A 23388-nucleotide genomic window follows, 5' to 3' on the forward strand; every position below is an offset into this window, starting at 1 on the left:
CACGTTTGGTCGAACTCCGGATCGGATCGCTCCTACGAAGCAAGCTCGACTACCTCGCTTGCGATGAATCTCCAGATAGAGCGGCCGTCAACGGTTGGCCCGCTCACCGGGCGCAGTTTCCCGGAATTCAGGAGGGTGTATGCGCCCTTGCGTGAAAGGTTTAATACTTCGCGCGCCTCTGTCAGCGTCAGCCAGTGCGTCTTCTCCGCACATAGCGCCTCCAACGTATCGCGCCTCACCGTTCCCGATGTCCGTCCTGTTGCGGTCGTATGCAACTGACCGCTAAGCATGCCCCGTTCAATGAATGAACAGACCATGCTGCGCTTGACTCCGAGAGTCTTGCCTGCAGTGGTAAGTGAAATCCACTTGTGCTCAATCCGCGTGCTCTTTGAAAAACGTCGATTTCTCTCCGCAAGCTGTCCAGACCATTCGTCGCGAATATACGACTCGAATTCGTCGCGCAGAAAATCAAACTGTCTATCGCCGAACCGCTTGTACAAGGCGGTGTAGAAATAGCCGAACCACTCCGCCAATCGATTTGAAGAGGCCTGACCGCCGTCCTTTGAAACCAGGCGCCGAAGCAACGCACGATATCCCGAGGGCCACGCTTCCAAGGCATCGCCTGCGGCCCGAGCAAACGAGACCGCTATCGATACATCGTGCAGATCCGCTATTTTGGTAGGCTTCCGAACGTCGTTCTGTGCATATCCCCCGAGAAAAATACTAACAGCGAGAAAGTCTGCCAAACGCAATCGATCCAGCGGCGCTTGGATAGCGGAAATACCGCCACGAGGCGTTGTTCCAAGCAAGGACGATATGTAGCCGCTGACGGCGACGCATCCCGGCTGCGCTGGCACCACTGATCGATCTCCAAGAGATGCCCCGCAATCGCAAACAGCGAGGCGAGCTCTTTTCCACGACAGCGGGCGGTTGCAGCTGCTACACGAATCGCACAGCTCGACGGCGTGAAAGGGGCAGGCAGTCACAAGCGTTATATCCCACAACGCACGCCAGTATGAATTGTCGGCAAGGCAAACCGGGCAGTATCGCGGTCGTCGACCATTCCAGTATTGCTGGCCCAAGCCGCCCGGGTCGGTCATTTTAAGATTGCGAAAGCGGGTAACAGCGCCACGAAGCTTGTCTAGCCTCGTCGTTCCAAGCAAGGCGCTCAGGTTTGCCATCTCTTCGAGTTTGAGCCCGTTCGAAACCAGCAGATCCAGATCGAGCAGAGAGTTGTAGCCATTTGCTTCCGCGAGTCGGAGTAAATATCCGGTCGCACTTTCGCTATCTATCGGCGCTGGACGTACCAACAGCGTAGTCATGGGTCAAGGCGGGAAACCGCTGAGGAAGCGCTCACCGACATAACACTTATCGAGCCATATATCGTCTCCCAATGAGCGGAAGAGCGGCATTGTTCGACACTGGATTGCGGCGATCACGTGCTGTAATAGCTTTCCACGACTTGGAGACAGCGAGCTAAGCGGAACCAGCGAGGATGAAATCCTTATCGCGCAGGCCGTGCGCTCAATCCACGCCCTCAGTCTATCGATCTCGCTCGATAGGATCAGCATACGTCCCTCTAGAGGCTGCAAGAAACCGCAGTGCATCAGTAGTCGACGCTGGTAGGGGGTCGCCCGGATCAGCCGCTCGACCGATCGAAAATCGTGAAGCACGACATTGGCTCGCCGGAGCTCCTCGGCCCGATTCGATAAGGTCAAGACGGCGCATGCATTTCGGGACGCAGTGGTCTTGCCGTGGCCGTCGTCCGACTTAACGGATCGTACTGTGGGGATACCATTGCCAGTGAAGACGAGGCAATCCGGGTTGACAGCCAATCCAAGGCCCTGCGAGTGGACCGTTAATGCGTTCACGTAGGCTCCAATCGTATCGCGCATAAACCTCGGTAGTTGCATTGGACCACCCAGACGAAACGCGTGTCCGACTGGAGGACGCGCTCTGAGATCTCTGACGGAAATCACAGGCGGCTCGAGGCCCAGGAGCTCGACCCGGCCCCAACACGTGCTGATTTCCTCAAACACACACTCCGGCCAGTGAAGGAAAATTCGTGCTGCTATACGCACCGCATCCTTCTCCACTCTCAGGTGGTCGTCGCAAAAAGGATGAAAACTCCGGGAACCGTGGGAAGTGGACGCGAGGTAACTAAACAACGCCAGCCATTCCAGCGCCGTCATCTTTGCAAGGTCCTCGCAGAAGGGCGACGACGCTAGCAAGTCGCCCTCCGGCTCGATAACAAGAGCAGCAACCAGAAGCTTGGTGATGAGCACTACATCCATCGGTGCTCGTTTCGCCTCCGCCCGCTCAAGTTCAAATCCACATATGCATAGCAGCGCTCCGCGTCTCTCCCAGCTTACTAGACGGGCGCAGTTAGGGCATCGATCGACCATCCAAAGACCATGTATCTCACAGGCTGCCACGGCACGGAAGTTCCATATTGATCTGAAGAAGCCGCGCTCCCGAATACATGCCGGACAGAAAACACTGTACTGGTTTCTGAAAAAATATCGGCGTGCGAACCGACCTGGCCGCTCAGCGACGTCTGGAATCCGCTGTGGCCGATCTAACATTTGCTTCAGTTCGCCCGGGGTCAGGCCGACGCTATATGCAGCTGCTTCCAAGCCATTCTGTGATTGCACTGCGCGGAGGAGCGATTTGGCGAAGCCACAGATCGCAGTCGGGTCTTTGTATCCGTTCGCCTCTCCGAGTCGCAGAAAAAAACTCATCGGATGCTCGTCGCTCCCAGGCCTTGGACGTACGAGAAAGCGACTTTTGGGCAAACTAGCTTTGGTATCCAAAGAACGGCTCCCCAGGATTCGTAAGTGGTCGACCAATGAATCGAGGATGGAATGGGTTCAGGCGTCCACGGCCCTCAGGCCATATCGCTTCGGCGAACGCCTTGCCCAGGACATCGCGATCTATTGCGGGAAGGCTCTCCTCAAGGACGATCTCGACAGACGTCGTGATCAATGTCATGACGTAGCCCATCAAACCATAGGTGGCAAAATGAATATGCTCGACGAGATCGCCACCATTGCTGAGCTCTGGGGAACACTTAACTGGCAACGTACCCCAGATGGAGCGCAATAGGCCATCGAAGACGCGTCGCGCCTTGCGATCGACTATTGCGAAGGGCTCAAGCGATATCTGCCGCGAAAAGCGCCGCCTTAGTTGCTCATTGCTTTGAAGTATTCGCTGACAGCGATGCAATCCCATCAAAACGAAAGGTACCCTGGTTGCGTTCACCAGATGCTTGAGCCAATCAGCAACTTTCGCTTCGATTTTCTCCCGTGAATGGTCGATAAAATGTTGAAACTCATCCAGGATAACCAGCTCGACACAGCAATTTTGGAATAACGTGACTATGCGAGCCGTCATTGCCTCGGCAGACCCTCGTGCGAATAGCGGATCACCCAAAGCGAGGAGAATGCGCTCCGCGACGTTCTTGATTGTAGGTTGCGCCGGCAACTCAAGATGCAGCACCGGTATGATCGTCCCTTCATCGGTCTCACGCCGTGGATAATGTCTCGCATATTCTTTTCGTAGCGTAGTTTTGCCGCTGCCGGAAACGCCCATGATCAAGAGACATCCAGGTTCCTCAAGGCCGAAGCGCCCCATACGGTGGCATCGCCGGATCGCGCTGATGCCTATGGCAAATGCCGGGTGTTCGATGAGCGTATTGCGTACTGTAGCAACGAGTTCTGAGGAAGTTTCGTCCGCGGCGCTGCCCCCCGGCGACTGCGATTGCAGAGTACCGGAAGTCGGTCGCCCAACGTCAGGCATAACGTTGCAGGTTTTAACGGTCATGATGAACGCTCCTCTCGAAGGGCCGCCCACTTGATCAACATCCGCTGAAATCGGTTCATACCGATCCCTGTTCAGGGATATCGCGCGAAATCGGCGCACGCCTTGTCGGAAACAACGGAACGTCCAGGTACTCGTCCTGATCGTCTGGCTGCGAAATCCGCGAATTATCTTCGTCTGGATCCGGCTCGAGAGGTAGTTCCGGACGCGTTTCCTCATGCTGAACCATCAGCTCCCTCTCCACCCTGTTCGCTTTCGGGCGCTTAACGTTCGCCTTTCCTTTCCGCCTCATCGTCGTTGAGTTTCCTTCATCTATAAGCTTGGCGGTGTCTTCGCGCAGCGCAACCTTTGCAGCCAACAGCGCATGGCGAAATGGGGAGGTCTTATAGTCTTTGCGTGCCTTTCGAAGCATCCAGGAATGTTGCTCCGCCGTGATTCCCTCGGCATATTCCGGTAGCGTGCATTTCGCTTCGACATATTGTCGAGCTTCTTCGTCGAGAACAAAAATCGTTCCGAGATTGTCCGGGTCGCCGCGCACCGTGACTTCGATATCCCCGCATCGCCGCCGCAGATTCTCGAGCGCTAGCGAAGCGTACTGAAGTGAATTAACTTCGATTCCATTCTTCGTAAGTACTCTGGTTTTCGACTCTCCAAGATATATGTTGATGAAATCAATGGAAGGAGGCAGCTTAGGAAAATTCGTTGCAATCCCCTCATCCCATTTCTGTTGCGGAGTGGTCAGAATTCCTCGGTGAAATGTCACTGAATATATATCAATGATCCAACGGTGCACGATCTCCTGCAACGCTTCGAGTGTTACGACTGCCTTCGCCTCCGAGTCATACGCATGTCGGGCTTCATATTTCGCGAATGTTGTCCCTGGCTGAAGATGGACAAGTCCATAGTTGAGTGTCTTCAAAAACCGCTCAATGCGCCCCTTCATCTGCGGTGACCGGGTAGGGCAATAGATGACGTGAATGCCAAGGTCCGCGCACGCCAATTCAACGTCTTTCGCATGGAACTCAAGACCGTTGTCGCAAACAAGTTGATGGACCAGTCCGTATGCCTTCCACTCACCATTCACCGATTTGAACCGATCCTTGACATAGCTTTTGGGCAGGACCGCGTGCTTCAGGCAGCGCAGGACTGTTAGAGCGTTTGGCTTTCGGAATGAGATATGCATGCCCACAACCATCCGCGAATATGCGTCGATCATGGCCATAATCCATGGTCGTCCCAGCAAGAGCCCAGTGGTGGAATCGATTACTAGAATGTCTAGCGGAGTGTTATCGACTTCGACGCGCTCCAGCGGCCGTGTACAGATCGGCCCCTTCTTATAGACTCGGCTCGCTTCCCGAGCGTATCGCTCCCCGAAACGCGCTTTTAGAATTGCATACCGATCGATCCGGGCAATCGCGCGTTTGAGCATACGCCGTGACACTGATGGCAGAGCTTCCTCCGGCACTCGACGTTGGTTCTCCTTTTCAATCTCAAACTGAATCCAGTCCAATGTTTCGCGTAGGGACTCCCGTTGTGGAGTGAGGAATATCTTTTCAATCCCCTCGTCAATCAGCTCGGCGAGCCGTTCGGGTATCGGTTTTGGCTTTTGCCCCCGACTCTCCCACCGATCAATGAGTGCGCGGACATCAAACTGGGCACACACCCACGAACGACGCCACAGATAGAAACTTGCAACGCACGGCGGACGCTCGCCTCGTATCGCCGGGTCCATTTTTTCCCAGACGCTTCGTAAAATATCCGGCAGAGCTGCCCGAGGAATCGTCAATCGACCATCTGGGCAGATCTCGTGCAGAAGTCGGTATCTTCGCAGTGTCAGGCGCTGGATCTTGTCAGGGAAGTCCGCGAGTCCTCGCCGCATCGTCCTGCTTTGTTCGAGGTCTCGCTGTTCAATGCTGACCTCTTTCTCATCCAGGAATTTCAACTGCCCATCTGCGAACCGGGCAAGCAGGTCGTCAACGTCGCGTGCGGTGATGGATGCGTCGTCGAATGATGTGAGTTGGACACGGCAGCCAATTACTTGAGAAATACGATAAACACTGCCATCAAGGCGAAGGCATTCGCCATTCTTAAATGAAAAGCGCGACATCATCGGCCTCCTCATAGGGGAGAACGATGGTCCGATCGTCGATGACGGAGTCCAGATCGCACACGAGTGATCTGTCGGCAAGTAACTGCCGGATCAGTTTCTCATCAACGCTGGCAGCGCGCATTTCTGCAATGGAGGCGCCGGTTCCGACGCAGGGAAGAAAAGAGCCAACCTCTTTTGAGCTTTTTGTAACGCGTTCGCGCAACAGGTCACATATCTGGCGGAGCCTGACGGGGCGCCGAATCTGCTGCTCGGTCAAGACGAGAAAACGCTCGCCTCGGGAGGCGAACCATTGTGTGAGCGTGTCGAACTTCTCAGCGTTGGAAGGCTCTTGGAGCTTTTCCGATGGCTTGATTTCCAGGAACCAACGCCGGCCGTCTCCCCAGTCGGCGCTGAAGTCCGGGGTGTATGTCCGTTTTCGCACGCCAAGCAGATACTCGACCGTGATGGGTTGCTCTTCGAAGCGGCGAATGCCGCGTGCGAATTCCATGAGAAACAATGCGTCGAATTCAAGCAGGCTCTCACAACGCACCAGCCGCCGGTTCTTCCGGGAGAAAAATTTCGCTCTGAACCCCCTTCCAGAAGGTGTTACCGGATTTCGCGTTTGATGATATGCGGGCCGCGGTATGGGAGCCCATCCACCTCGCTTGTGTCGTTCGTCCATTTTCGCTTCTCCGAATCGCGTCCAAGTATGCGTGCCCCAGGCTTATGAGGGGCGAACGCATTCCCGACACGCGCTCAATGTCGTAATCGCGGCATAACACCGATTTGCAGGCGTAATAACGCTCAACGCCCGGCGTTATCGACCTGGAGGAAGTGTGGTGCTGAGGGCAGCCGGCTTGACCTTGGAACGATGGCGAACGATACTGAAGGTGCGATCCGGAGTAGCGTTCGCTATTCCCAAGACGGGGCAGGCCGCAAGGTTTGTCCCGTTTTACATTTCAGTGCCCTCCTTTGATTTGCGCCGCACCCTTGAGACGCCATAGCGGGGCCGCGCGGTCATTTCCTCATCCATGCGGACGATGGCGCGCAGGGTGACAATCTGGGTAGGCAGCAGCCGCCCAATCTTCCTCTGTAACTCCGCGTACAGCCGGTATTCGTCGGTCGGCAGATCCGCCGGGATCACTAGTCGTCGCGGCGAGTCCTGTAATTCCCTTTGCATTTCCTGCCGATCGGCGTCGACCAGTGCCAAACGCTCCTTGAGCCTGGTCAGGAATTCGGCGCTCGGGGGCTTGGTGCCTAGTTCAAGCGCGGAAACATAGGCCTGCTCATACCCTAATTTTTGTGCGAGTTCAGCCTGTGACAACGCGGATCGCAGGCGCAAACCTCGAAGGAACACGGCGAAGGGAGTGCTCATTTACAAGCCGAATTGCGGATGTTGAAACAACAATAGTTGAGGATTAAGTCGCAGTCAAAGTGAAAAATTGCTCATTTTTCAACGCGGCTCGTGATAGTTGCGTATCGTTGCAATCCTATGCAATTATCACCAAGCGCGCTGCGATTAGCCATGTCCGCAGTCGAAGGCCCACATCGAGAACAGAGCCCGCAAGCTAGCTCGCCGATATCGACCATCGGCCATGGGGCACTCGGTTTGAAGTGACGTGTGCGTCCGGCAAGGCATATGTCGACACGACTCGGCCCGTTTCGACGCCTTCGATCGCGCTGTGTTGGACTGATCGGCCGAGAATGCTTGATTGCGTCACACGAATGCCGAGTGTCCGAGGGGGCTTGCGCCGAGGGCGCGACCAGATAATGTCAAGATCGGCTGTCAGGAAGCGCAAGCATGGTTGCCAAGGATCGTGATTTCTAGCGCAAAATACGAGAAACAGGGAGTCCCATATGCCAGCAGACGACCTCGACGCGTATTTGGACAAGATCATCAACGGCACGAAACAGGATCTGGACTCTTTCCTGACCTTTTTTCTTTCAGAGTGCCCCTCGAACATGATCCCATCGAAAGAAGAAGTGCGGCGATGGGCCGAAGCGCTGGACAGGCGCGGCCCTAAGTTTGCATCGGATGCCAAAGCATGCCGCGAATGGTGCGGCTGACGACGCACGGGGAGAAACAGATCGTATAGCGCAGGCGTGACAGCCAATTACGTCGCCAGTACAAGACTCAAGTGGGCTATGCCTGCAAACACTGCACAGCTCAGGGTGCGCAGATGGGCAACGGTTGTGGCACGCGCTCAACGAAAGCACGTCCTGACCACCGAAGACTTGTGCGGCTCGATTACGACCTCTCTGGAAATTGTGCACCGAAAGGCGGCCTAGGCGTTCGATCGCTCCCTCGTCCACACGTTGGCCGGTATCGATCTATCCGCGTGTCGCTGTGCGCTTCCGGAGAAAATCTAGTCGCTGAATCTCTTTAAACGAGGTCGGAGAACAACAAGGAGAATGCTCCGGGGATGCAGCCTTTCGTTCGGAGGTAATCGAGATCAAGGCTCTTCGGCGTTGCGTTATGATGAAGAGCGTTGGTGGCGAACTGAAAGCAACACCCGGCGAAACCAGCATTTATAAAATAATTTTCCAACTGTCAGGGGAAACGTGAGTACTCCGCGAGCATGGTCGTTTCTAACCATTGATGGGGCGCGTCAATACGGTGGAAATTCCGGATACATTGACGATCCGTTATCGGTTTACCGTTACGACAGCAACGTTCCAAATCACCGTCAGGTGTCGGAGGGTGACGTAATAATTTTACGCTCTAGGACGGTTATTCTAGGCATTGCGAGAATTGAGCGCATTGTGTCCGGCGATGGCGAGAAAGAACGGTTGCGATGTCCAACTTGCGGTACGAGCCAAATCAAGGAGCGAATAACAACGCTCCCGCGGTGGGCGTGCCGGGAACGGCATGCCTTCGACACTCCGACGCGGGAAGCGATTCGCGTCAAGACATTCGAGGCGCACTACGCTAAAACCGTTGGTCCTGCGCCGCGATTGCTGACGTTGCGGGACGTCAACGACGCCGTCTTACGCCCCAGCGACCAGATGTCCATAAAGGAGCTCGACCTTGCAAAGATCGAACACCTATTTCTGGATGACGCGCGTGGTCGACAGCTTATTGTTGATTATGCGAGTGCGATCACGCCGGAAGACGTCGCTGACGCCGATGACGAGATAGCAGAATCGATAATCGAAACGCGCCGACGAATCGTGCGCGAAGTGAACTTGCGACGCGGACAAGCTCAATTCCGAAATCGGCTAATTCGACAGTATGGAAATACATGTCAAATCAGCCGATGTGCGTTTCCCGGCCTCCTCGAGGCCGCACACATCATGCCTTATGCCAAATCGAACGATAATGGTGCGCACAACGGGCTGCTGCTACGTAGCGATCTTCACACCCTGTTCGACCTTTGGCTGTTAGCTGTCCACCCAACCACCCTGACCGTAGCGATTCATCCCGCCTTACACGAGATGGGCTACGGCCATTTTCATGGAGCACCACTCTTCACGAACGGAGTCAATGGGCCCGACCGCACTGCACTTGGCCTTCGGTGGGAGCTTTTCCAAAACCGTATGTCAAATGACGCCTCCGGGGACGTCAGGCATGATTTGAAATGATGCAGGCCGGCAATTTAATATTTTCGTGGATTGTCGCCCCTTCCACACCGGTCGGGACGACATGATTCGATGGGGGTTCTCACGATTCATGGGAAAAACTAACGACCCCCGGTCGGGCGACGTACCGAGAGTAGTTATGAATCAGCTCCGCGAGGATCCCGCTGCGTATCCGAAGCACTACATCACCTAGTATGCTCGCTTTCGCCGGAAGTCCGAGCAAGTACCGAAAGTTTGCGAATAGTACCAACGGTCTTCCATCTGCTAGTTCGATTTCTGGCATTCGGTAAATAGCGTTATGACGCCTGTCCGTTGTGGAGCCGTCCATCCCCTTAAATTTAGTGTTGTCTTCTCTGTCGTTTGGCACAAGTGCCGCCAAGACGTATCGGTATAGCCTCGACTTTCTCTGTGCGTGATCGCAATCTGCACTTATCTCGATAAACCCCCATTTAACTGATTTTCTGATTTCGCTCTTTTGGATACGAGTAAGGTCCGAGACATCGACGAATTCTTCCGATAGTTCCGCCACTGTTTTTCCGAAATGCGATTTGAAACAATCGTCGTCAAGATGGTCATCGGAAATTGCGACAAATGCACCGCGATCTGTCTTTTCGATTTGCGTCGTAATCTCCGACACGCAATAAAACGCATTTAGTCGTCTATCAGCACCGTTTTCGCTGAAGGCGATTGGACTATTTGATTTGACTTGTGGCATTGCCGCCACCCACATTTCGCGTATTCTGTCGGCCGTAGCTGAGCTGCGCTCGAGGTTATCCACGAGCATTGGCTGAAGCCCGAGATGGATAGCTTCATCGGGTCGGTCTGCCGCATTCTTTCTTCCAGTCGCTTCCTGGGCGATCCGTCCGAGGACCGCGCTCAGGTTATCCGCATGCTTAGCAATATCCCAAGGTATCGAAGGAGATAGAACTTCCGTTAACGCATGAAGCGTAGCTGACGCCGCCTTTCCGATTTCGCGTTCCCATGCCATCAGCGCCGTCAATTGAGGCGATGTCTGAACGACACTGTCGATGCCTTTTCGCAAACCTTCTAGCCAGGCTTTGCGGGCATCAGCAGACTCCGGCATCTTGAAATCGTTCTTGTCCAGAGCGCTGACTACGATCGGCATCGGAATTTCGGTATGGCGCTCTCCTAGAATCTGAAGAACTTCGTCTGCAAGATGCCTGTGTTTGGACCAGAATATAAGCGCGTATGGTCCGTTATCTACTGGAACAACTGCTGAGATAACTTCTGCGATGGTGGGTGCTATGTCTTTCGGCGACGGCGCAGATGAATCGGCAAGATTCATGTCCACGAAGAGTATCCGAATGCATAACGACTTGTGGTCAGGCACCCCGATCACGCCAGCGTCGACAGAATATCGTAACGGCAGGACTGGGATATGCGCCTCATGCATACCTATCACTAATTCCTGAAGTTCGGTTTCATCGTTATCAACGATTACTGTTCGAATGAGACCCAAAGAAGTAGTCATTTGTTTTTGAATTTTAGAATTACAGCTGCTCCATCGAGCGGCGTGGGAATTTGAATGTAATCACGCAATTCCTCAGCAGACATGACAGAAAAAGAGCCACCGATTGATTCCATCACAAGGTTCGTAAAATACAGGCCGAGTCCCATGCCGCCGGGTTTCGTAGTTTCAAAGGGCTGGGTGGCCATATCAACCGGGAGCTCGAATCCCGGTCCGTTGTCGACGACGGCTATTGCATGGCTTTCCGCCGAATCCGCGAATGCTGTTATGTATATAAAAGGTGGGCGCGAAACCGAAGGATCCTCTTCGGCACGAGCCCGAGCCCAATAGATAGCGTTGTCGATCAAATTTCTAAGCGCACCGATCACTAGATTAGGCGGGCACTCTGTTACGAAATCATCGACTTCCCCGGAAAGTAGCGGCGACGAAAAGTGTATTTTATGGTGCGCGAGCCGTGATTTAGAAAGAATAAACGCTCGGTCTACGAGTGAATATGCGGTTGCCCGCTTCTGGCTATTGCGCTTCAGAAGCGGCGCAAAACCATCCAAGAGACTCACCAAATGTCCGGTGCGCTTCTTGAGCGAGTCCAACGATTCGTTGTTTTCAATTCCTTTATTTATCGCGCCAATTTCCCGCTCGACCTCATGAAAAATTGTGGCCAAGTTGAGTCCAGCAAGACCTGAGCTCACCATTACACTGCGAACCTGTTTATATTCTCTTTCGATCGTGTCAATGTGCGGTTTAAGGTCTCCTTCAAGCCCTTTATCTTTAATCGCTTTTTTGACAATATCGACCGCATGTTCGAATGATTCGGGATGTGGCGTGGCCTCGCTTTTTCCTCTAAGTGCAGCGTCAAGCTGGCGACGATCATCCTGTCGCGTAATATCAAGTAACTCGACGACGCTTTGGATGATGTGTCTAAACCTCAGAAATGCAGGATTTTCATCAAATCCTTCCCGATTTGTTTTTTCTTTGAGTTGATCGCTGTCCGTTAGCTTGAGATTGATTGCTGCAATCACTGAGTTGGTTGCCATGCGCTCCGCGGGCCGATTGATCCGTCGAACGTTCAATCCAAGCCAGTCGTCGCCTGCCTCACCGTAGTTATATACGCGAATGCCATCGCGGTATACACGTACCCCGGTTTGCTCGTCCAAATATTCTTTCAGTTGCTGAGTATTCCCAATCTTTTTCATCAGATCGGCTCGGCGATAGTACACGAAAAAATGTCCAGTAATATCGCCTATGCCATTTAGATCGGAGCTAATGAGTGAAATACTCTCGTCGTCTCGATCGAGCCGCTTCCTGTCTTCTGCGGTTAGCTCGATCAGGCGAAGTGAGTCATCATCTTTTGATGTAACCCGCTTTTCCACGCCGGACATGCTGGGAGGGCTAAATTCATATTTCCAGCTTATTTTCGCGTTTACAATAGAAAAGCTAAATTTCCAGATTGCATTATCTAGAATGTCGTCAACATCAAAAATGTCATTGAGCCACGATTCTCTGCCCGGCACGTCGAGCTTCACCGAAAAACTATCCACAGACGCAAAGGGGCTAACGAGAGTGGATATTAGTTTTTTTAATGATCGAATATCTCTTCTTGTCCACTCGGCTCTCTCGAGTTGAGTTATTTTAAGGCACGTTCCAGTACGATTTTCCTTATATTTGAGAGGCTGTGAAAGCTCGCGGATATCCACTGAGGTTTCGTCGATTCTCTTGTCCCCGGACAGATTTTCACTCCAATCGACCTTAACGAAATATTCTCTTTTATTTTCGGCGCGGGATAACAAACGCTGCTGAGTTCCGAGTTTATGCGCCGCGAGGCGGCCGACTCCCTTTTCTCCAAGTGGATAGCGCAAGAAGCGCTTGCTGACTACTTTGTTTGCGCCGCGCTTGGACGGGGTTCCGATTTCGAGCCATTTAGTTACGATCGTGTCTCTATCCATACCCGTACCGTCGTCCTCAACAGATATATAAGGTTCGGGCGCGTTGAGATCTACGGTAACTTGGACGTTGGTCGCATCTGCGTCGTACGCGTTCTTGACCAGTTCGAAGACCGCTAGACGATCATCGCCGATTAGTTCGTCGCCCAGCAGCTTCAGGACATGCGCTCTCGCCTGAAAGGAGTGTTTCATATCTTTTTGGTAGGTTATCGCTCAGGAATTGCCCGGTAGCGTGGCTGGATGCGTTGCCAACCGCGGTCGCTCGATTTCGATAAGAGCAATGCGCTCGGCAAGGTTCAATCCAGGCGCAATGCCGTTGTCCTATGTTGCATGGGTGCCCGGTGGTGCCGGTACGCCTACGGCCCTCGAATATAGGTGGCAGTTGAAGACAATCGGAATCGTTCAGCGTAACGCGATCTTATACGACAATGGATGGGTACGGTCGACGTCGCCTAGCCCGAAGCATGACGGGAAGCTGGCATTTGGTGAATCCGACCCTTTATCCTACTCTATATTTGATAATGTCCTTTATCACATATAGAAGGAGACCAAATGGAAGCGCTTTATGAACAGACCGGGGCGGTCTACGCATGGCTCGACGAGCGGTCAGGGCGAATCATTGGCCTTCGAGGCCAGAATCTGGCTTTCCTGGATGGTGACAGCGTGTACGGATGGAATGGCCAGCACATTGGCTGGTGGGCGGATAGTCATATTCGCGATCACAGAGGCGCGGTTGTGGTGTTCACTGCCGGAGCCACCAACCTCGGGGTTATCAAGCCTGTGAGAGCCATCAAACCGATCAAACCCGTCAAACAGGTTGCCCCTGTGCGCCCCGTCAAAAGTGTCAAACCCGTGCGTGCGATCAGGAAGCTTGCGTGGGCTGACCACATTCCTTTCTAAGGGACGATAAAGATGAAGCGTGACATGGACCTGATCCGCGAGCTGCTGCTGAAGCTCGAAGAACTGCCGTTGGAGCGAGGTGCGGTTTGGCTCATCAATGCCGACATGGAGGCCCTGCAGGTGTCCGGCTACAGTGCCGACCAGATCGACTATCACCTGTCACTGATCGAGGAAGCTGGATTGACCGATTCGGCTGGTGCTGGAGGCATGGACGCGTATGGTTTCCGACGCTTAAGCTGGGCGGGGCACGATTTTCTGGATTCGGTCCGCGATCCTGAGGTCTGGCGCAAGACCAAGGCCGGAGCCCTCGCCGCTGGCGGCTTCACGGTCGAGCTGTTGGCCGATCTGGCCAAGGGTTTCATCAAGAAGCAGATCGAGGACCGCACCGGTGTCAGGCTCTAGCCTTGTCTATTCCGGCGCCGTGACAACACCCGCGCTGGTCGCATCAGCTGGCGAGCGTGCCGGCGTGCGCTTTCTGGAGTTCTTCGCGTCGGCGATCCGCAACCCGCACACGCGGCGCGCGTACGCACGGGCGGCCGGGGATTTTCTGAGCTGGTGCGCCGGCGCCGGCGTGATGTCGATCACGGACGTACAGCCGCTGCACGTCGCGACCTGGATCGAACTGCAGACGCAGGCCCTGTCGGCGCCGACCGTCAGGCAGCGCCTCGCGGCGATCCGCCATCTGTTTGACTGGCTCGTCACCAGCCAGATCGTGCCGCACAATCCGGCCGCGTCGGTGCGCGGGCCCAGCCACACCACGAAGAAGGGCAGGACGCCGGTGCTCGACACCTCCGAAGCACGGCAGCTGCTCGACAGCATCGATGTGACGACGCCGATCGGTCTGCGCGACCGCGCGCTGATTGCGCTGATGGTGTTTTCGTTCGCGCGCATTGGCGCGGCGCTGGCGATGCGGGTAGACGATGTCTATGTGCAGCAGCGGCGGCTATGGGTGCGTCTGCGTGAAAAGGGCGGCAAGCGACACGAGATGCCGTGTCATCACACGCTCGAGGGGTACCTGCACGCGTACCTCGACGGCACCGGCATCGCCGATGATCCGATGGGGCCGCTGTTCCGTACGGTCGCGCGCGGCACCGGCCAACTGAGCGAGACGCCGCTGCCGCAGGCGAATGCGTATGCGATGGTGCGGCGCCGGGCGCTGGCGGCCGGCATCGGCACGGCCATTGGCAACCATACGTTCCGGGCGACCGGGATCACCGCGTACCTGAAGAATGGCGGTACGCTCGAGAACGCCGCGGCGATGGCCAATCACGCGTCGACGCGGACCACGCAGCTGTACGATCGGCGTCGCGACGATGTCAGCCTGGATGAAGTGGAGCGGATCCGCGTCTAATGTTTAAAGAAGAAAAACCAGGAAGGGAAAACTAAGGCTTATAGGCGCTTGGTAGCCGCTCGGCTCGAATGTCGCTGATCGGATCCTGGGCGGTCTGTCAGATTTGTCCAAAGCGGACGTTCTGAACCGCTTGCGAGGCGGTTTAGATCAGAATCGGTACTGGGCGTCTATCTGAACTCTCCGTTGCCCGACGTGAACCGGCAGCAGGACGAGAAGCGCCCGGCGGCCGAAAGGTTGCCTCGGCTAGAATAGAGGACTGTTAGCGGCAGGCCGCAAGCAGTTGGCAGAGCAGAACCTCGAAACGTTCCTCGACTTGGTTCGAGCTAAGTCTTCCGTTCGATGAGGAGCTGTGGGGTGTACTCGCGCAAGGAAACCGTCCCCGAGTGCGGATTTGCGAAGTCAGCGCTCGACGCGAGCTCGTGCATCAATGCTTCCCACGACACACGAGCGGAAAGTTGGACCTCACACAGACGAGCTTATAAGTGGTTTTAATACGTGCCAACGGACACAACACATAGCGACCCGCCACCCGCATTGCATTCCGATCCAAAGCCAACGCACGTTCCTCCCCCATGCCATCATCCAAGTTCACCTACGATCTGCCGTCCGGAGCACCGAGCCCCGTTGTCAAAGAAGAGCACATCGAATACGGCTTTCTTGGCAAGCTTCAGAACTTGAAGTACGAATACCGCGACGACATTCGCGATCGCGCCGCACTGGAGAAGAACTTCCGGGAGAAGTTCGAGGCCCTCAACCGCGTCAAGCTGACCGAAGCCGAGTTCGCCAGGCTCCTGGATGAAATAGTTACCCCGGATGTCTACACCGCTGCCAAGACCCTGCGCGGCATCAATGCCTTCACCCGCGACGACGGCACGCCATTGAACTACACGCTGGTGAACATCAAGGACTGGTGCAAAAACCATTTCGAGGTCGTTCACCAGCTCCGCATCAACACCGACAACAGCCACCATCGCTACGACGTCATCCTGCTCATCAACGGTGTGCCCTGTGTGCAGATCGAGCTGAAAACCCTCGGCGTCAATCCGCGCCGGGCCATGGAGCAGATCGTCGAATACAAGCACGATCTCGGCAACGGCTACACCAAGACGCTGCTCTGTTTCATGCAGCTCTTCATCGTCAGCAACCGCGACCGCACCTACTACTTCGCCAACAACAATGCGCGCCACTTCGCTTTTAATGCCGAGGAGCGCTTTCTGCCCATCTATGAGTTTGCAGATGTAGACAACCGAAAGATCACTCAACTCGACGAGTTTGCCGAGCACTTCCTGAAAAAGTGTGACCTCGGCCGCACCATCAGCCGTTATATGGTGCTGCTCGCAGGTGAGCAGAAGCTAATGATTATGCGGCCCTATCAGGTCTATGCCGTGCAGCACATCATCAAGTGCATCGACGAAGACAATGGCAACGGCTACATCTGGCATACCACGGGCAGTGGCAAGACGCTCACCTCCTTCAAGGCATCAACGTTGCTGAAGGAAAACGAGCACATTCACAAGTGTGTGTTCGTCGTGGACCGGAAGGATCTCGACCGCCAGACGCGAGAGGAATTCAACAGGTTTCAGGAAGGTTGCGTCGAAGAAAACACCAACACCGGCACCCTGGTGCGCCGGCTACTTTCAGAGGACTACGCAGACAAGGTCATCGTCACCACGATTCAGAAGCTGGGCCTCGCCTTGGACGAAAACAGCAAGCGCAACAAGCAGCGCAGCAAGAACGGCCAGGCCACCTACAAGGAACAGCTCGAAGCACTGCAGGGCAAGCGCATCGTCTTCATCTTCGACGAATGCCACCGCTCGCAATTTGGCGAAAACCACAAGGCCATCAAAGCGTTCTTTCCCAAGGCGCAACTCTTCGGCTTCACCGGAACGCCGATATTTGGTGGACCCAAGGGCAACGCCAGTCGCATAAAAATCGACGGTGAGCTGGCCTCGTACCAGACCACCGAGGAGCTCTTCCACAAGCAGCTCCACGCCTACACCATCACTCACGCCATCGAGGACGGCAACGTCCTACGCTTCCACGTCGACTATTTCAAGCCCGAGGGCAAAAAGCCGCCCAAGCCCGGTGAGGCCATCGCCAAGAAGGCCGTCATCGAAGCCATCTTCGCCAAACACGATGCTGCCACGGGCGGACGCCGTTTCAACGCCATCCTCGCCACTGCGTCCATTAACGACGCTATCGAATACCACGCCCTATTCAAGACGATGCAGGCGGACAAACAGGCCGCCGACCCCGACTTCAAGCCGCTGAACATCGCCTGCGTCTTCTCCCCGCCTGCCGAGGGCAACCCGGATGTTAAGCAGATCCAGGAAGACCTGCCGCAGGAGCAGGCGGACAACGAAGAAGACCCCGAGGGCAAGAAAGCCGCGCTCAAGGCCATCCTTGACGACTACAACACCCGCTATGGCACTAACCACCGCTTGAGCGAGTTCGACCTCTATTACCAGGATGTGCAAAAGCGCATCAAGGACCAGCAGTGGTCCAATGCCGACTACCCTGCCGCGCAGAAGATCGACATCACCATCGTGGTGGACATGCTGCTCACCGGCTTTGATTCCAAGTTCCTGAACACGCTCTACGTAGACAAGAAGCTCAAGCACCACGGCTTGATCCAGGCCTTTTCCCGCACTAACCGCGTGCTGACCAGTATTCAGGCACCTGACAAGAAGCCCAACGGTACAAAGCCATTCGGCAACATCCTTGATTTCCGCCAACAGCAAGATTCCGTCGATGCCGCCATCGCCCTCTTCTCCGGCGAGAAAAGCGGCGAGCAAGCGCGGGAAATCTGGCTTGTGGACAAGGCCCCCGCCGTCATCCGAAGGCTGGAAACCGCCGTGCAAAAGCTGGACGATTTCATGAAGTCTCAGGGCTTGGCCTGCACGCCTTCCGATGTGGCTAACCTGAAGGGTGACGCGGCCCGCACCGCCTTCGTCACCCACTTCAAGGAAGTCCAGCGGCTCAAGACCCAGCTCGACCAATACACCGACCTGACCGCGGACGACAAAGCCACCATCGAGCAGGTGCTGCCCGATGAAAACCTGCGCGGCTTCAAAGGCCAGTACCTGGCAACCGCCAAGCAGCTCAGAAATCAGCAGGGCAAGACCGGCAGCAAGGACAACACCACCGAGAATCCCGTGGACCAGCTCGACTTCGAGTTTGTACTCTTCGCCTCTGCCGTCATCGACTACGACTACATCATGGGTCTCATAGCCAAGTACTCGGCCAAGGGACCGGGCAAGGCCAAGATGACCCGCGAGGAACTCATCGGCCTCATCAGCGCCGAGGCCAAGTTCATGAACGAGCGCGACGACATCGCAGAATACATCGGCACACTCCAGGCGGGTGAGGGCCTCTCTGAAGCCGCCATCCGCGACGGTTATATCCACTTCAAGGCCGAGAAGAGCATCAAGGAACTCGCCGACATCGCCGCGAAGCACGGCCTTACCACCGCCGCCCTTCAAAGCTTCGTGGACGGCATCCTCGACCGCATGATCTTCGATGGCGAGCAACTCAATGACCTGATGGCCCCACTCGACCTCGGCTGGAAAGACCGCACCAAGGCCGAACTCGCCCTCATGGATGACCTCCACTCCCTCCTCACTAAACGCGCCGGTGGCCGCGACATTTCAGGACTCAGTGCGTATGAGCAGTAAGAAAAAAACCGCTACGGCAAAGGAAGAGGCAAAGCCTGCGCTGGTGCCGAATCTGCGATTTCCTGGGTTCCGGGGGGAAGAGGGGTGGACGTTCGAAGCGGGGGGATCGTTGTTTAATCAGGTTAACGACCGGAATCCTGAGTCGGGTCTTCCTGTTCTGGCAGTCACCCAGGAGCACGGGGCAATTCCCCGGCACATGATTGACTATCACGTCTCGGTAACTGAGAAGAGCCTCGGGAGCTACAAAGTCGTTCGCGTCGGCGACTTCATTATTAGTCTCAGATCGTTCCAAGGCGGTATTGAGTATTCCCGTTATCACGGAATCTGTAGCCCGGCCTATGTAATCCTCCGTCGTCGGGGCGAAGGAAGCGACGAGTACTTTCGACACTACCTCAAGACTGATCGATTCATTCGCATTCTTACCAAGAACCTAGAAGGGTTGCGTGATGGGAAGATGATCAGCTACGCGCAGTTCTCAGAGCTGATGCTGCCGGTTCCTAAGCCCACCGAACAACAAAGGATTGCCGAGTGCCTGAGCTCGGTGGATGAGCTGATGGCCGCGCAAACGCGGAAAGTGGACTTGCTAAAGAACCATAAAAAAGGGCTGATGGAGCGGCTTTTCCCCTGCAAAGGCGAAACCCAACCCCGCCTCCGCTTCCCCGAATTCCAAAATGCCGGGGAGTGGGAGGATGAGCATCTTGGTGATTATTTCGATCCCATTCGGAATGGGTTTGTCGGCACCGCGACGCCCTATTACACGACGAGCGATGGTGTTCGATACCTTCAAGGGCGGAACATCAAGCAAGGGCGGATCGAAGCCGAAAACCTTATTTTCATTACCAGTGAATTTCATAATCGGCAGCGCAAATCGCACCTCAAGACAGGTGACATCTTGATGGTCCAATCAGGACATGTCGGAGAGTGCGCAGTTGTGGGTCCCGATTTCGCTGAGGCCAACTGTCACGCGCTAGTCATTCTCACTCCGAAGCGCAAGCTAAGTTCAGAGTTCTTTGCTCACTACTTCTATTCGCCAATCGGTAAACTTGCGATCTTCACGATTACGACCGGCAACACCATCAAACATATTCTGGCCAGCGAGTTGAAGACTTTGCCGGTGCTTGTTCCCGGCTTGGCCGAACAGCAACGCATTGCCTCCTGCCTGAGCAACCTCGACGCATGGATCTCCGTCGAAGCCCAAAAACTCGAAGCCTTCAAGGCCCACAAGAAAGGGCTGATGCAGCGGCTTTTCCCGTCCCCGGAAGAATTTGACGCATGAGCACTAAGTCGAAGATCAACAAGTACGCCAACCTCAGCACACTCGCGAGAAAGCTGAGGTCTGACCTCACCGGGATTGAACTCATCCTGCTCTATGCCTACAACCGCACAGGCAAAACGCGGCTGTCGATGGAGTTCAAGGACGAGGGAAAGCGCAAGAGTAATGGCACCCCCGACACCCTCTACTTCAATGCCTTTACCGAAGACTTGTTCACTTGGGACAATGATCTCGACGGTGACGCTGTCCGGCAACTGCAGCTCAATCCCAACTCCACCTTCTTCAATGGCCTGAAAGACCTCGCGCTGGACGAAACGATTGCAGGCTACCTTGACCGCTACGCGGACTTTGATTTTGACATTGACTACGAGACATGGAAGGTCTCTTTCCGCAAAGGTGAGGCCGAAAATATCAAGATCTCCCGTGGCGAGCAGAACATCTTCATCTGGTGCCTCTTCATGGCTATTTGCGAGCGGATGCTCGATGGACACGTTTCTTATCAGTCGAATAAATATCTCTACATCGACGACCCCATCTCCTCGCTGGACGACAACAACGCCATCGCAGTGGCCTGTGATCTCGCACAGCTTTTGCGCCGGGCTGCAAGCCGCAAAGACCAGAACGGCGTACTCGCGCCCATCAAGGTGGTTTTCTCATCCCATCACGCCCTTTTCTTCAACGTGATGTGTAACGAGATTGGCAGGGCAAAAGAGGGCGAGCCGAAGGTGACCCACAAGCGCTACTTCTTGCATCGCCCGAACGGAGACGGCGCTTATACTCTGCGAGCCACTGAGGACACGCCCTTTTTCCATCACGTCGCGTCACTCGCTGAGCTCCAACTTGCTGCGGCCCCCAGCACCGGCAAGCTCTACACCTTCCATTTCAACGCCTTGCGCAGCATCATGGAAAAAACGGCGTCGTTCTTCGGCCACGCTGACATCTCGTTCTGCCTCAAGGCGCTGAGCATCGAGGAAGACCGTGCACTCTACAACCGCGCGCTGAACCTCCTCAGTCATGGCAAATACGCCATCCACGAACCGACCGAAATGGGGGAGGACAACAAAGAGCTGTTCCGGCGCATTCTGGAAGACTTCACCACCAAATTCCAGTTTGACCTGCCTGACATTCTTGAGACGGCGCCGACCCCGACATCGGCCACAGCACCTACAGCAACCGCCGCCGCACCTGCCACGATCCCATGAACGAATCCAAACAAAAGCAACTCAACCAGACGCTCTGGAGCATCGCGGACCAACTGCGCGGCGCCATGGATGCGGACGACTTCCGCGATTACATGCTGTCCTTCCTTTTCCTGCGCTACCTTTCGGACAATTACGAAACGGCGGCGAAGAAGGAGTTGGGGCGGGACTACCCTGATGTGGGAAGCGACGTCCGCAAGGCGCCGCTGGTGCTCTGGTATGCGAACAACGTCGACGATATCCCGGCGTTCGAGAAGCAGATGCGCCGCAAGGTGCATTACGTCATTCAGCCCGCGCATCTCTGGAACAGCATCGCCAACCTGGCCCGCACCCAAGACGCAGAGCTGCTGAACACGCTACAAGCGGGTTTCAAGTACATCGAGACGGAATCCTTCGAGAGCACCTTTCAGGGTCTGTTCTCCGAGATCGATCTGAGTTCCCCAAAGCTCGGCAAAACCTACGCCGACCGGAACGCTAAGCTCTGCGCCATCATCCAGAAAATCGCCGAAGGACTGGCGGAGTTCTCTACCGACATCGACGCGCTGGGCGATGCCTATGAATACTTGATAGGCCAGTTTGCCGCTGGGTCCGGCAAGAAGGCGGGCGAGTTCTATACCCCGCAGCAGATTTCCGACATCCTCTCCACCATCGTCACGCTGGACAGTCAGGAACCGAAAACCGGGACCAAGAAGCGGCTGGAAAGCGTGCTGGACTTTGCTTGTGGCTCTGGCTCGCTGTTGCTCAACGTGCGCAAGAAAGTGGCCAAGGCGAACGGCACCATCGGCAAAATTTTCGGCCAGGAAAAGAACATCACGACCTACAACCTCGCACGCATGAACATGCTGTTGCACGGGGTGAAAGACACTGAGTTCGAGATCTTCCACGGGGATACCCTCCTTAACGAGTGGGACATGATGCGGGAGCAGAACCCGGCCAAGAAGCCCAGCTTTGACGCCATCGTTGCCAACCCGCCCTTCAGCTACCGCTGGGAACCGACCGACGCGCTGGCCGACGACGTGCGCTTCAAGAGCCACGGCCTCGCGCCCAAGTCCGCTGCCGACTTCGCTTTCCTGCTGCACGGCTTCCACTACCTCAAAGACGAAGGCGTGATGGCCATCATCCTGCCGCACGGCGTGCTGTTCCGAGGCGGGGCGGAAGAACGCATTCGCACCAAGCTGCTGAAGGATGGGCACGTCGACACGGTGATCGGCCTACCCGCCAATCTGTTCTATTCCACCGGCATCCCCGTCTGCATCCTCGTGTTGAAGAAGTGCAAGAAGCCGAACGATGTGCTGTTCATTAACGCAAGCGGGTCGGAGAATTTCGAGAAAAGCAAACGCCAGAACCAGCTTAAGCCCGAACACATCGCCAAAATCATCAAGACCTACCAGTTCCGCGAGGAAGAGGCGCTCTACTCGCGCAAGGTCGAGATGTCCGAAATCGAGAAGAACGATTTCAACCTGAACATCTCGCGTTATATCAGTACAGCGGTGAGCGAGACGGAGATTGTTCTGGATGAGACTCACCAAGAGCTGGTGGAGATTGAAAAAGCGATTGCAGTAGCGAAGGACAAGCACAACGCTTTCCTGCGAGAACTGGATTTGAAGCCGTTGCCATAGGCGCTCATACTGACTTGTCTGTACGGCCCCTCCTCACCCTCGGCCAGCGCGAAGATGGTCGCGGCGTGCTGCTGCACCAGACGATCCAATGTGGTCTGCTCCGGGCGGCGGCGCTCGTGGTGAACAAGCGCGCCGTCCGGCGCCCACCGGGGCTGCCGGTTAATGGCTTGGACACAGGGCTCCAAGAAGATTGTGAACCGGCATGGTCCAGAGCCTTTTGCCGCGTCTCAACCGCTCCGAGCGTCGCCGACCGATGCGTGCCTGCCTAAGTAGCGTCTCGTTCTTGCGAACAGTTGGCGGGTTACCGGCGCGACGTGACGAGACGAGGAGCCGGGAAGCTGTCTGTCGGCACCGTGTGCTGATGGCAGCGTTGAGGCAGTACGACTGATAATTTGCTCGCCGGAGACCGGCCATTGAGCGGCGGCGGATGCCGCTCTGGTTATTCAGGTTGCATGG

General features: G+C 55.4%; 17 protein-coding genes and 1 pseudogene. 9 read left to right on the plus strand and 9 right to left on the minus strand.

Annotated elements, in window-relative coordinates:
* Positions 1-32: 32 nt before the first annotated feature.
* From ACTJLC_RS07785 to ACTJLC_RS07815, 7 genes and pseudogenes are all read right to left on the minus strand, one after another.
* Positions 33-1322 carry a TniQ family protein gene (locus tag ACTJLC_RS07785; RefSeq protein ID WP_440843474.1) on the minus strand — a complete coding sequence of 430 codons (1290 nt, stop codon included), beginning with the start codon at positions 1320-1322 and terminating at the stop codon, positions 33-35.
* A 3-nt stretch (positions 1323-1325) separates the two neighbouring features.
* Positions 1326-2294: a hypothetical protein gene (locus ACTJLC_RS07790; RefSeq protein ID WP_440843643.1), complete on the minus strand. Its 969-nt coding sequence runs from the start codon at positions 2292-2294 to the stop codon at positions 1326-1328.
* 126 nt (positions 2295-2420) lie between these two features.
* Positions 2421-2849, minus strand: a pseudogene (locus tag ACTJLC_RS07795) (TniQ family protein); the annotation flags it as partial.
* Positions 2797-3822, minus strand: a complete 1026-nt coding sequence (locus ACTJLC_RS07800; protein ID WP_440843476.1) for a TniB family NTP-binding protein — start codon at positions 3820-3822, stop codon at positions 2797-2799. The gene ACTJLC_RS07800 and the pseudogene ACTJLC_RS07795, both read right to left, overlap by 53 nt.
* A 55-nt stretch (positions 3823-3877) precedes the next feature.
* Positions 3878-5926, minus strand: a complete 2049-nt coding sequence (locus ACTJLC_RS07805; protein WP_440843478.1) for a DDE-type integrase/transposase/recombinase — start codon at positions 5924-5926, stop codon at positions 3878-3880.
* Positions 5907-6416, minus strand: a complete 510-nt coding sequence (locus ACTJLC_RS07810) for a Tn7 transposase TnsA N-terminal domain-containing protein (protein ID WP_440843480.1) — start codon at positions 6414-6416, stop codon at positions 5907-5909. The genes ACTJLC_RS07805 and ACTJLC_RS07810 overlap by 20 nt, the downstream gene beginning before the upstream one ends.
* A 444-nt stretch (positions 6417-6860) precedes the next feature.
* Entirely contained in the window at positions 6861-7283 is a 423-nt protein-coding gene (locus tag ACTJLC_RS07815) for a helix-turn-helix domain-containing protein (protein ID WP_167285329.1), read from the minus strand.
* Positions 7284-7765: 482 nt separating this feature from the next.
* Here ACTJLC_RS07815 and ACTJLC_RS07820 point away from each other — a divergent pair, with 482 nt between their 5' ends.
* The gene (locus ACTJLC_RS07820; protein ID WP_440843481.1) at positions 7766-7975 is read left to right on the plus strand and encodes a hypothetical protein; all 210 of its coding nucleotides are present in this window, start codon (positions 7766-7768) and stop codon (positions 7973-7975) included.
* 696 nt (positions 7976-8671) lie between these two features.
* Positions 8672-9490, plus strand: a complete 819-nt coding sequence (locus tag ACTJLC_RS07825) for an HNH endonuclease (protein ID WP_440843483.1) — start codon at positions 8672-8674, stop codon at positions 9488-9490.
* Positions 9491-9569: 79 nt separating this feature from the next.
* Here ACTJLC_RS07825 and ACTJLC_RS07830 read toward each other — a convergent pair whose 3' ends face one another.
* Both ACTJLC_RS07830 and ACTJLC_RS07835 read right to left on the minus strand, forming a co-directional pair.
* On the minus strand, positions 9570-10979 hold the full coding sequence (locus ACTJLC_RS07830; protein ID WP_440843485.1) for a hypothetical protein: 1410 nt from the start codon (positions 10977-10979) through the stop codon (positions 9570-9572).
* Positions 10976-13108: an ATP-binding protein gene (locus ACTJLC_RS07835; RefSeq protein WP_440843487.1), complete on the minus strand. Its 2133-nt coding sequence runs from the start codon at positions 13106-13108 to the stop codon at positions 10976-10978. The genes ACTJLC_RS07830 and ACTJLC_RS07835 overlap by 4 nt, the downstream gene beginning before the upstream one ends.
* 360 nt (positions 13109-13468) lie before the next feature.
* Between ACTJLC_RS07835 and ACTJLC_RS07840 the strand changes: the two genes are divergently transcribed.
* The 7 genes from ACTJLC_RS07840 to ACTJLC_RS07870 all read left to right on the plus strand — a co-directional run bounded on the left by ACTJLC_RS07840 (position 13469) and on the right by ACTJLC_RS07870 (position 22932).
* Complete coding sequence (locus ACTJLC_RS07840) at positions 13469-13816, plus strand: 4-fold beta flower protein (RefSeq protein ID WP_440843489.1); 348 nt, start codon at positions 13469-13471, stop codon at positions 13814-13816.
* 24 nt (positions 13817-13840) lie between these two features.
* The gene (locus ACTJLC_RS07845; protein WP_440843491.1) at positions 13841-14218 is read left to right on the plus strand and encodes a DUF2513 domain-containing protein; all 378 of its coding nucleotides are present in this window, start codon (positions 13841-13843) and stop codon (positions 14216-14218) included.
* Entirely contained in the window at positions 14205-15167 is a 963-nt protein-coding gene (locus ACTJLC_RS07850) for a tyrosine-type recombinase/integrase (RefSeq protein WP_440843493.1), read from the plus strand. The genes ACTJLC_RS07845 and ACTJLC_RS07850 overlap by 14 nt, the downstream gene beginning before the upstream one ends.
* A 572-nt stretch (positions 15168-15739) precedes the next feature.
* The gene (locus ACTJLC_RS07855; RefSeq protein ID WP_440843495.1) at positions 15740-18841 is read left to right on the plus strand and encodes a type I restriction endonuclease subunit R; all 3102 of its coding nucleotides are present in this window, start codon (positions 15740-15742) and stop codon (positions 18839-18841) included.
* Positions 18831-20117 (plus strand): restriction endonuclease subunit S, encoded by a 1287-nt coding sequence (locus tag ACTJLC_RS07860; protein WP_440843497.1) that lies wholly within the window; start codon positions 18831-18833, stop codon positions 20115-20117. The genes ACTJLC_RS07855 and ACTJLC_RS07860 overlap by 11 nt, the downstream gene beginning before the upstream one ends.
* Positions 20114-21316: an AAA family ATPase gene (locus ACTJLC_RS07865; protein ID WP_440843499.1), complete on the plus strand. Its 1203-nt coding sequence runs from the start codon at positions 20114-20116 to the stop codon at positions 21314-21316. Before ACTJLC_RS07860 ends, ACTJLC_RS07865 begins: the two co-directional genes overlap by 4 nt.
* Positions 21313-22932, plus strand: coding sequence for a type I restriction-modification system subunit M (locus tag ACTJLC_RS07870; protein WP_440843501.1), 1620 nt, complete (start codon positions 21313-21315; stop codon positions 22930-22932). Before ACTJLC_RS07865 ends, ACTJLC_RS07870 begins: the two co-directional genes overlap by 4 nt.
* The last annotated feature ends 456 nt before the right edge of the window (positions 22933-23388 follow it).

This window comes from Paraburkholderia sp. 22099, from assembly GCF_052045835.1.
GTDB lineage: Bacteria > Pseudomonadota > Gammaproteobacteria > Burkholderiales > Burkholderiaceae > Paraburkholderia > Paraburkholderia terricola.

What these genes read in the sequence shown, in the direction of transcription:
- ACTJLC_RS07865 (WP_440843499.1), top strand. Translation starts at nt 20,114, where the DNA reads ATGAGCACTAAGTCGAAGATCAACAAGTACGCCAACCTCAGCACACTC.
- ACTJLC_RS07820 (WP_440843481.1), top strand. Translation starts at nt 7,766, where the DNA reads ATGCCAGCAGACGACCTCGACGCGTATTTGGACAAGATCATCAACGGC.
- ACTJLC_RS07840 (WP_440843489.1), top strand. Translation starts at nt 13,469, where the DNA reads ATGGAAGCGCTTTATGAACAGACCGGGGCGGTCTACGCATGGCTCGAC.
- ACTJLC_RS07835 (WP_440843487.1), bottom strand. Translation starts at nt 13,108, where the DNA reads ATGAAACACTCCTTTCAGGCGAGAGCGCATGTCCTGAAGCTGCTGGGC.
- ACTJLC_RS07810 (WP_440843480.1), bottom strand. Translation starts at nt 6,416, where the DNA reads ATGGAATTCGCACGCGGCATTCGCCGCTTCGAAGAGCAACCCATCACG.
- ACTJLC_RS07860 (WP_440843497.1), top strand. Translation starts at nt 18,831, where the DNA reads ATGAGCAGTAAGAAAAAAACCGCTACGGCAAAGGAAGAGGCAAAGCCT.
- ACTJLC_RS07805 (WP_440843478.1), bottom strand. Translation starts at nt 5,926, where the DNA reads ATGTCGCGCTTTTCATTTAAGAATGGCGAATGCCTTCGCCTTGATGGC.
- ACTJLC_RS07785 (WP_440843474.1), bottom strand. Translation starts at nt 1,322, where the DNA reads ATGACTACGCTGTTGGTACGTCCAGCGCCGATAGATAGCGAAAGTGCG.
- ACTJLC_RS07815 (WP_167285329.1), bottom strand. Translation starts at nt 7,283, where the DNA reads ATGAGCACTCCCTTCGCCGTGTTCCTTCGAGGTTTGCGCCTGCGATCC.
- ACTJLC_RS07830 (WP_440843485.1), bottom strand. Translation starts at nt 10,979, where the DNA reads ATGACTACTTCTTTGGGTCTCATTCGAACAGTAATCGTTGATAACGAT.
- ACTJLC_RS07855 (WP_440843495.1), top strand. Translation starts at nt 15,740, where the DNA reads ATGCCATCATCCAAGTTCACCTACGATCTGCCGTCCGGAGCACCGAGC.
- ACTJLC_RS07845 (WP_440843491.1), top strand. Translation starts at nt 13,841, where the DNA reads ATGGACCTGATCCGCGAGCTGCTGCTGAAGCTCGAAGAACTGCCGTTG.
- ACTJLC_RS07800 (WP_440843476.1), bottom strand. Translation starts at nt 3,822, where the DNA reads ATGACCGTTAAAACCTGCAACGTTATGCCTGACGTTGGGCGACCGACT.
- ACTJLC_RS07790 (WP_440843643.1), bottom strand. Translation starts at nt 2,294, where the DNA reads ATGGATGTAGTGCTCATCACCAAGCTTCTGGTTGCTGCTCTTGTTATC.
- ACTJLC_RS07870 (WP_440843501.1), top strand. Translation starts at nt 21,313, where the DNA reads ATGAACGAATCCAAACAAAAGCAACTCAACCAGACGCTCTGGAGCATC.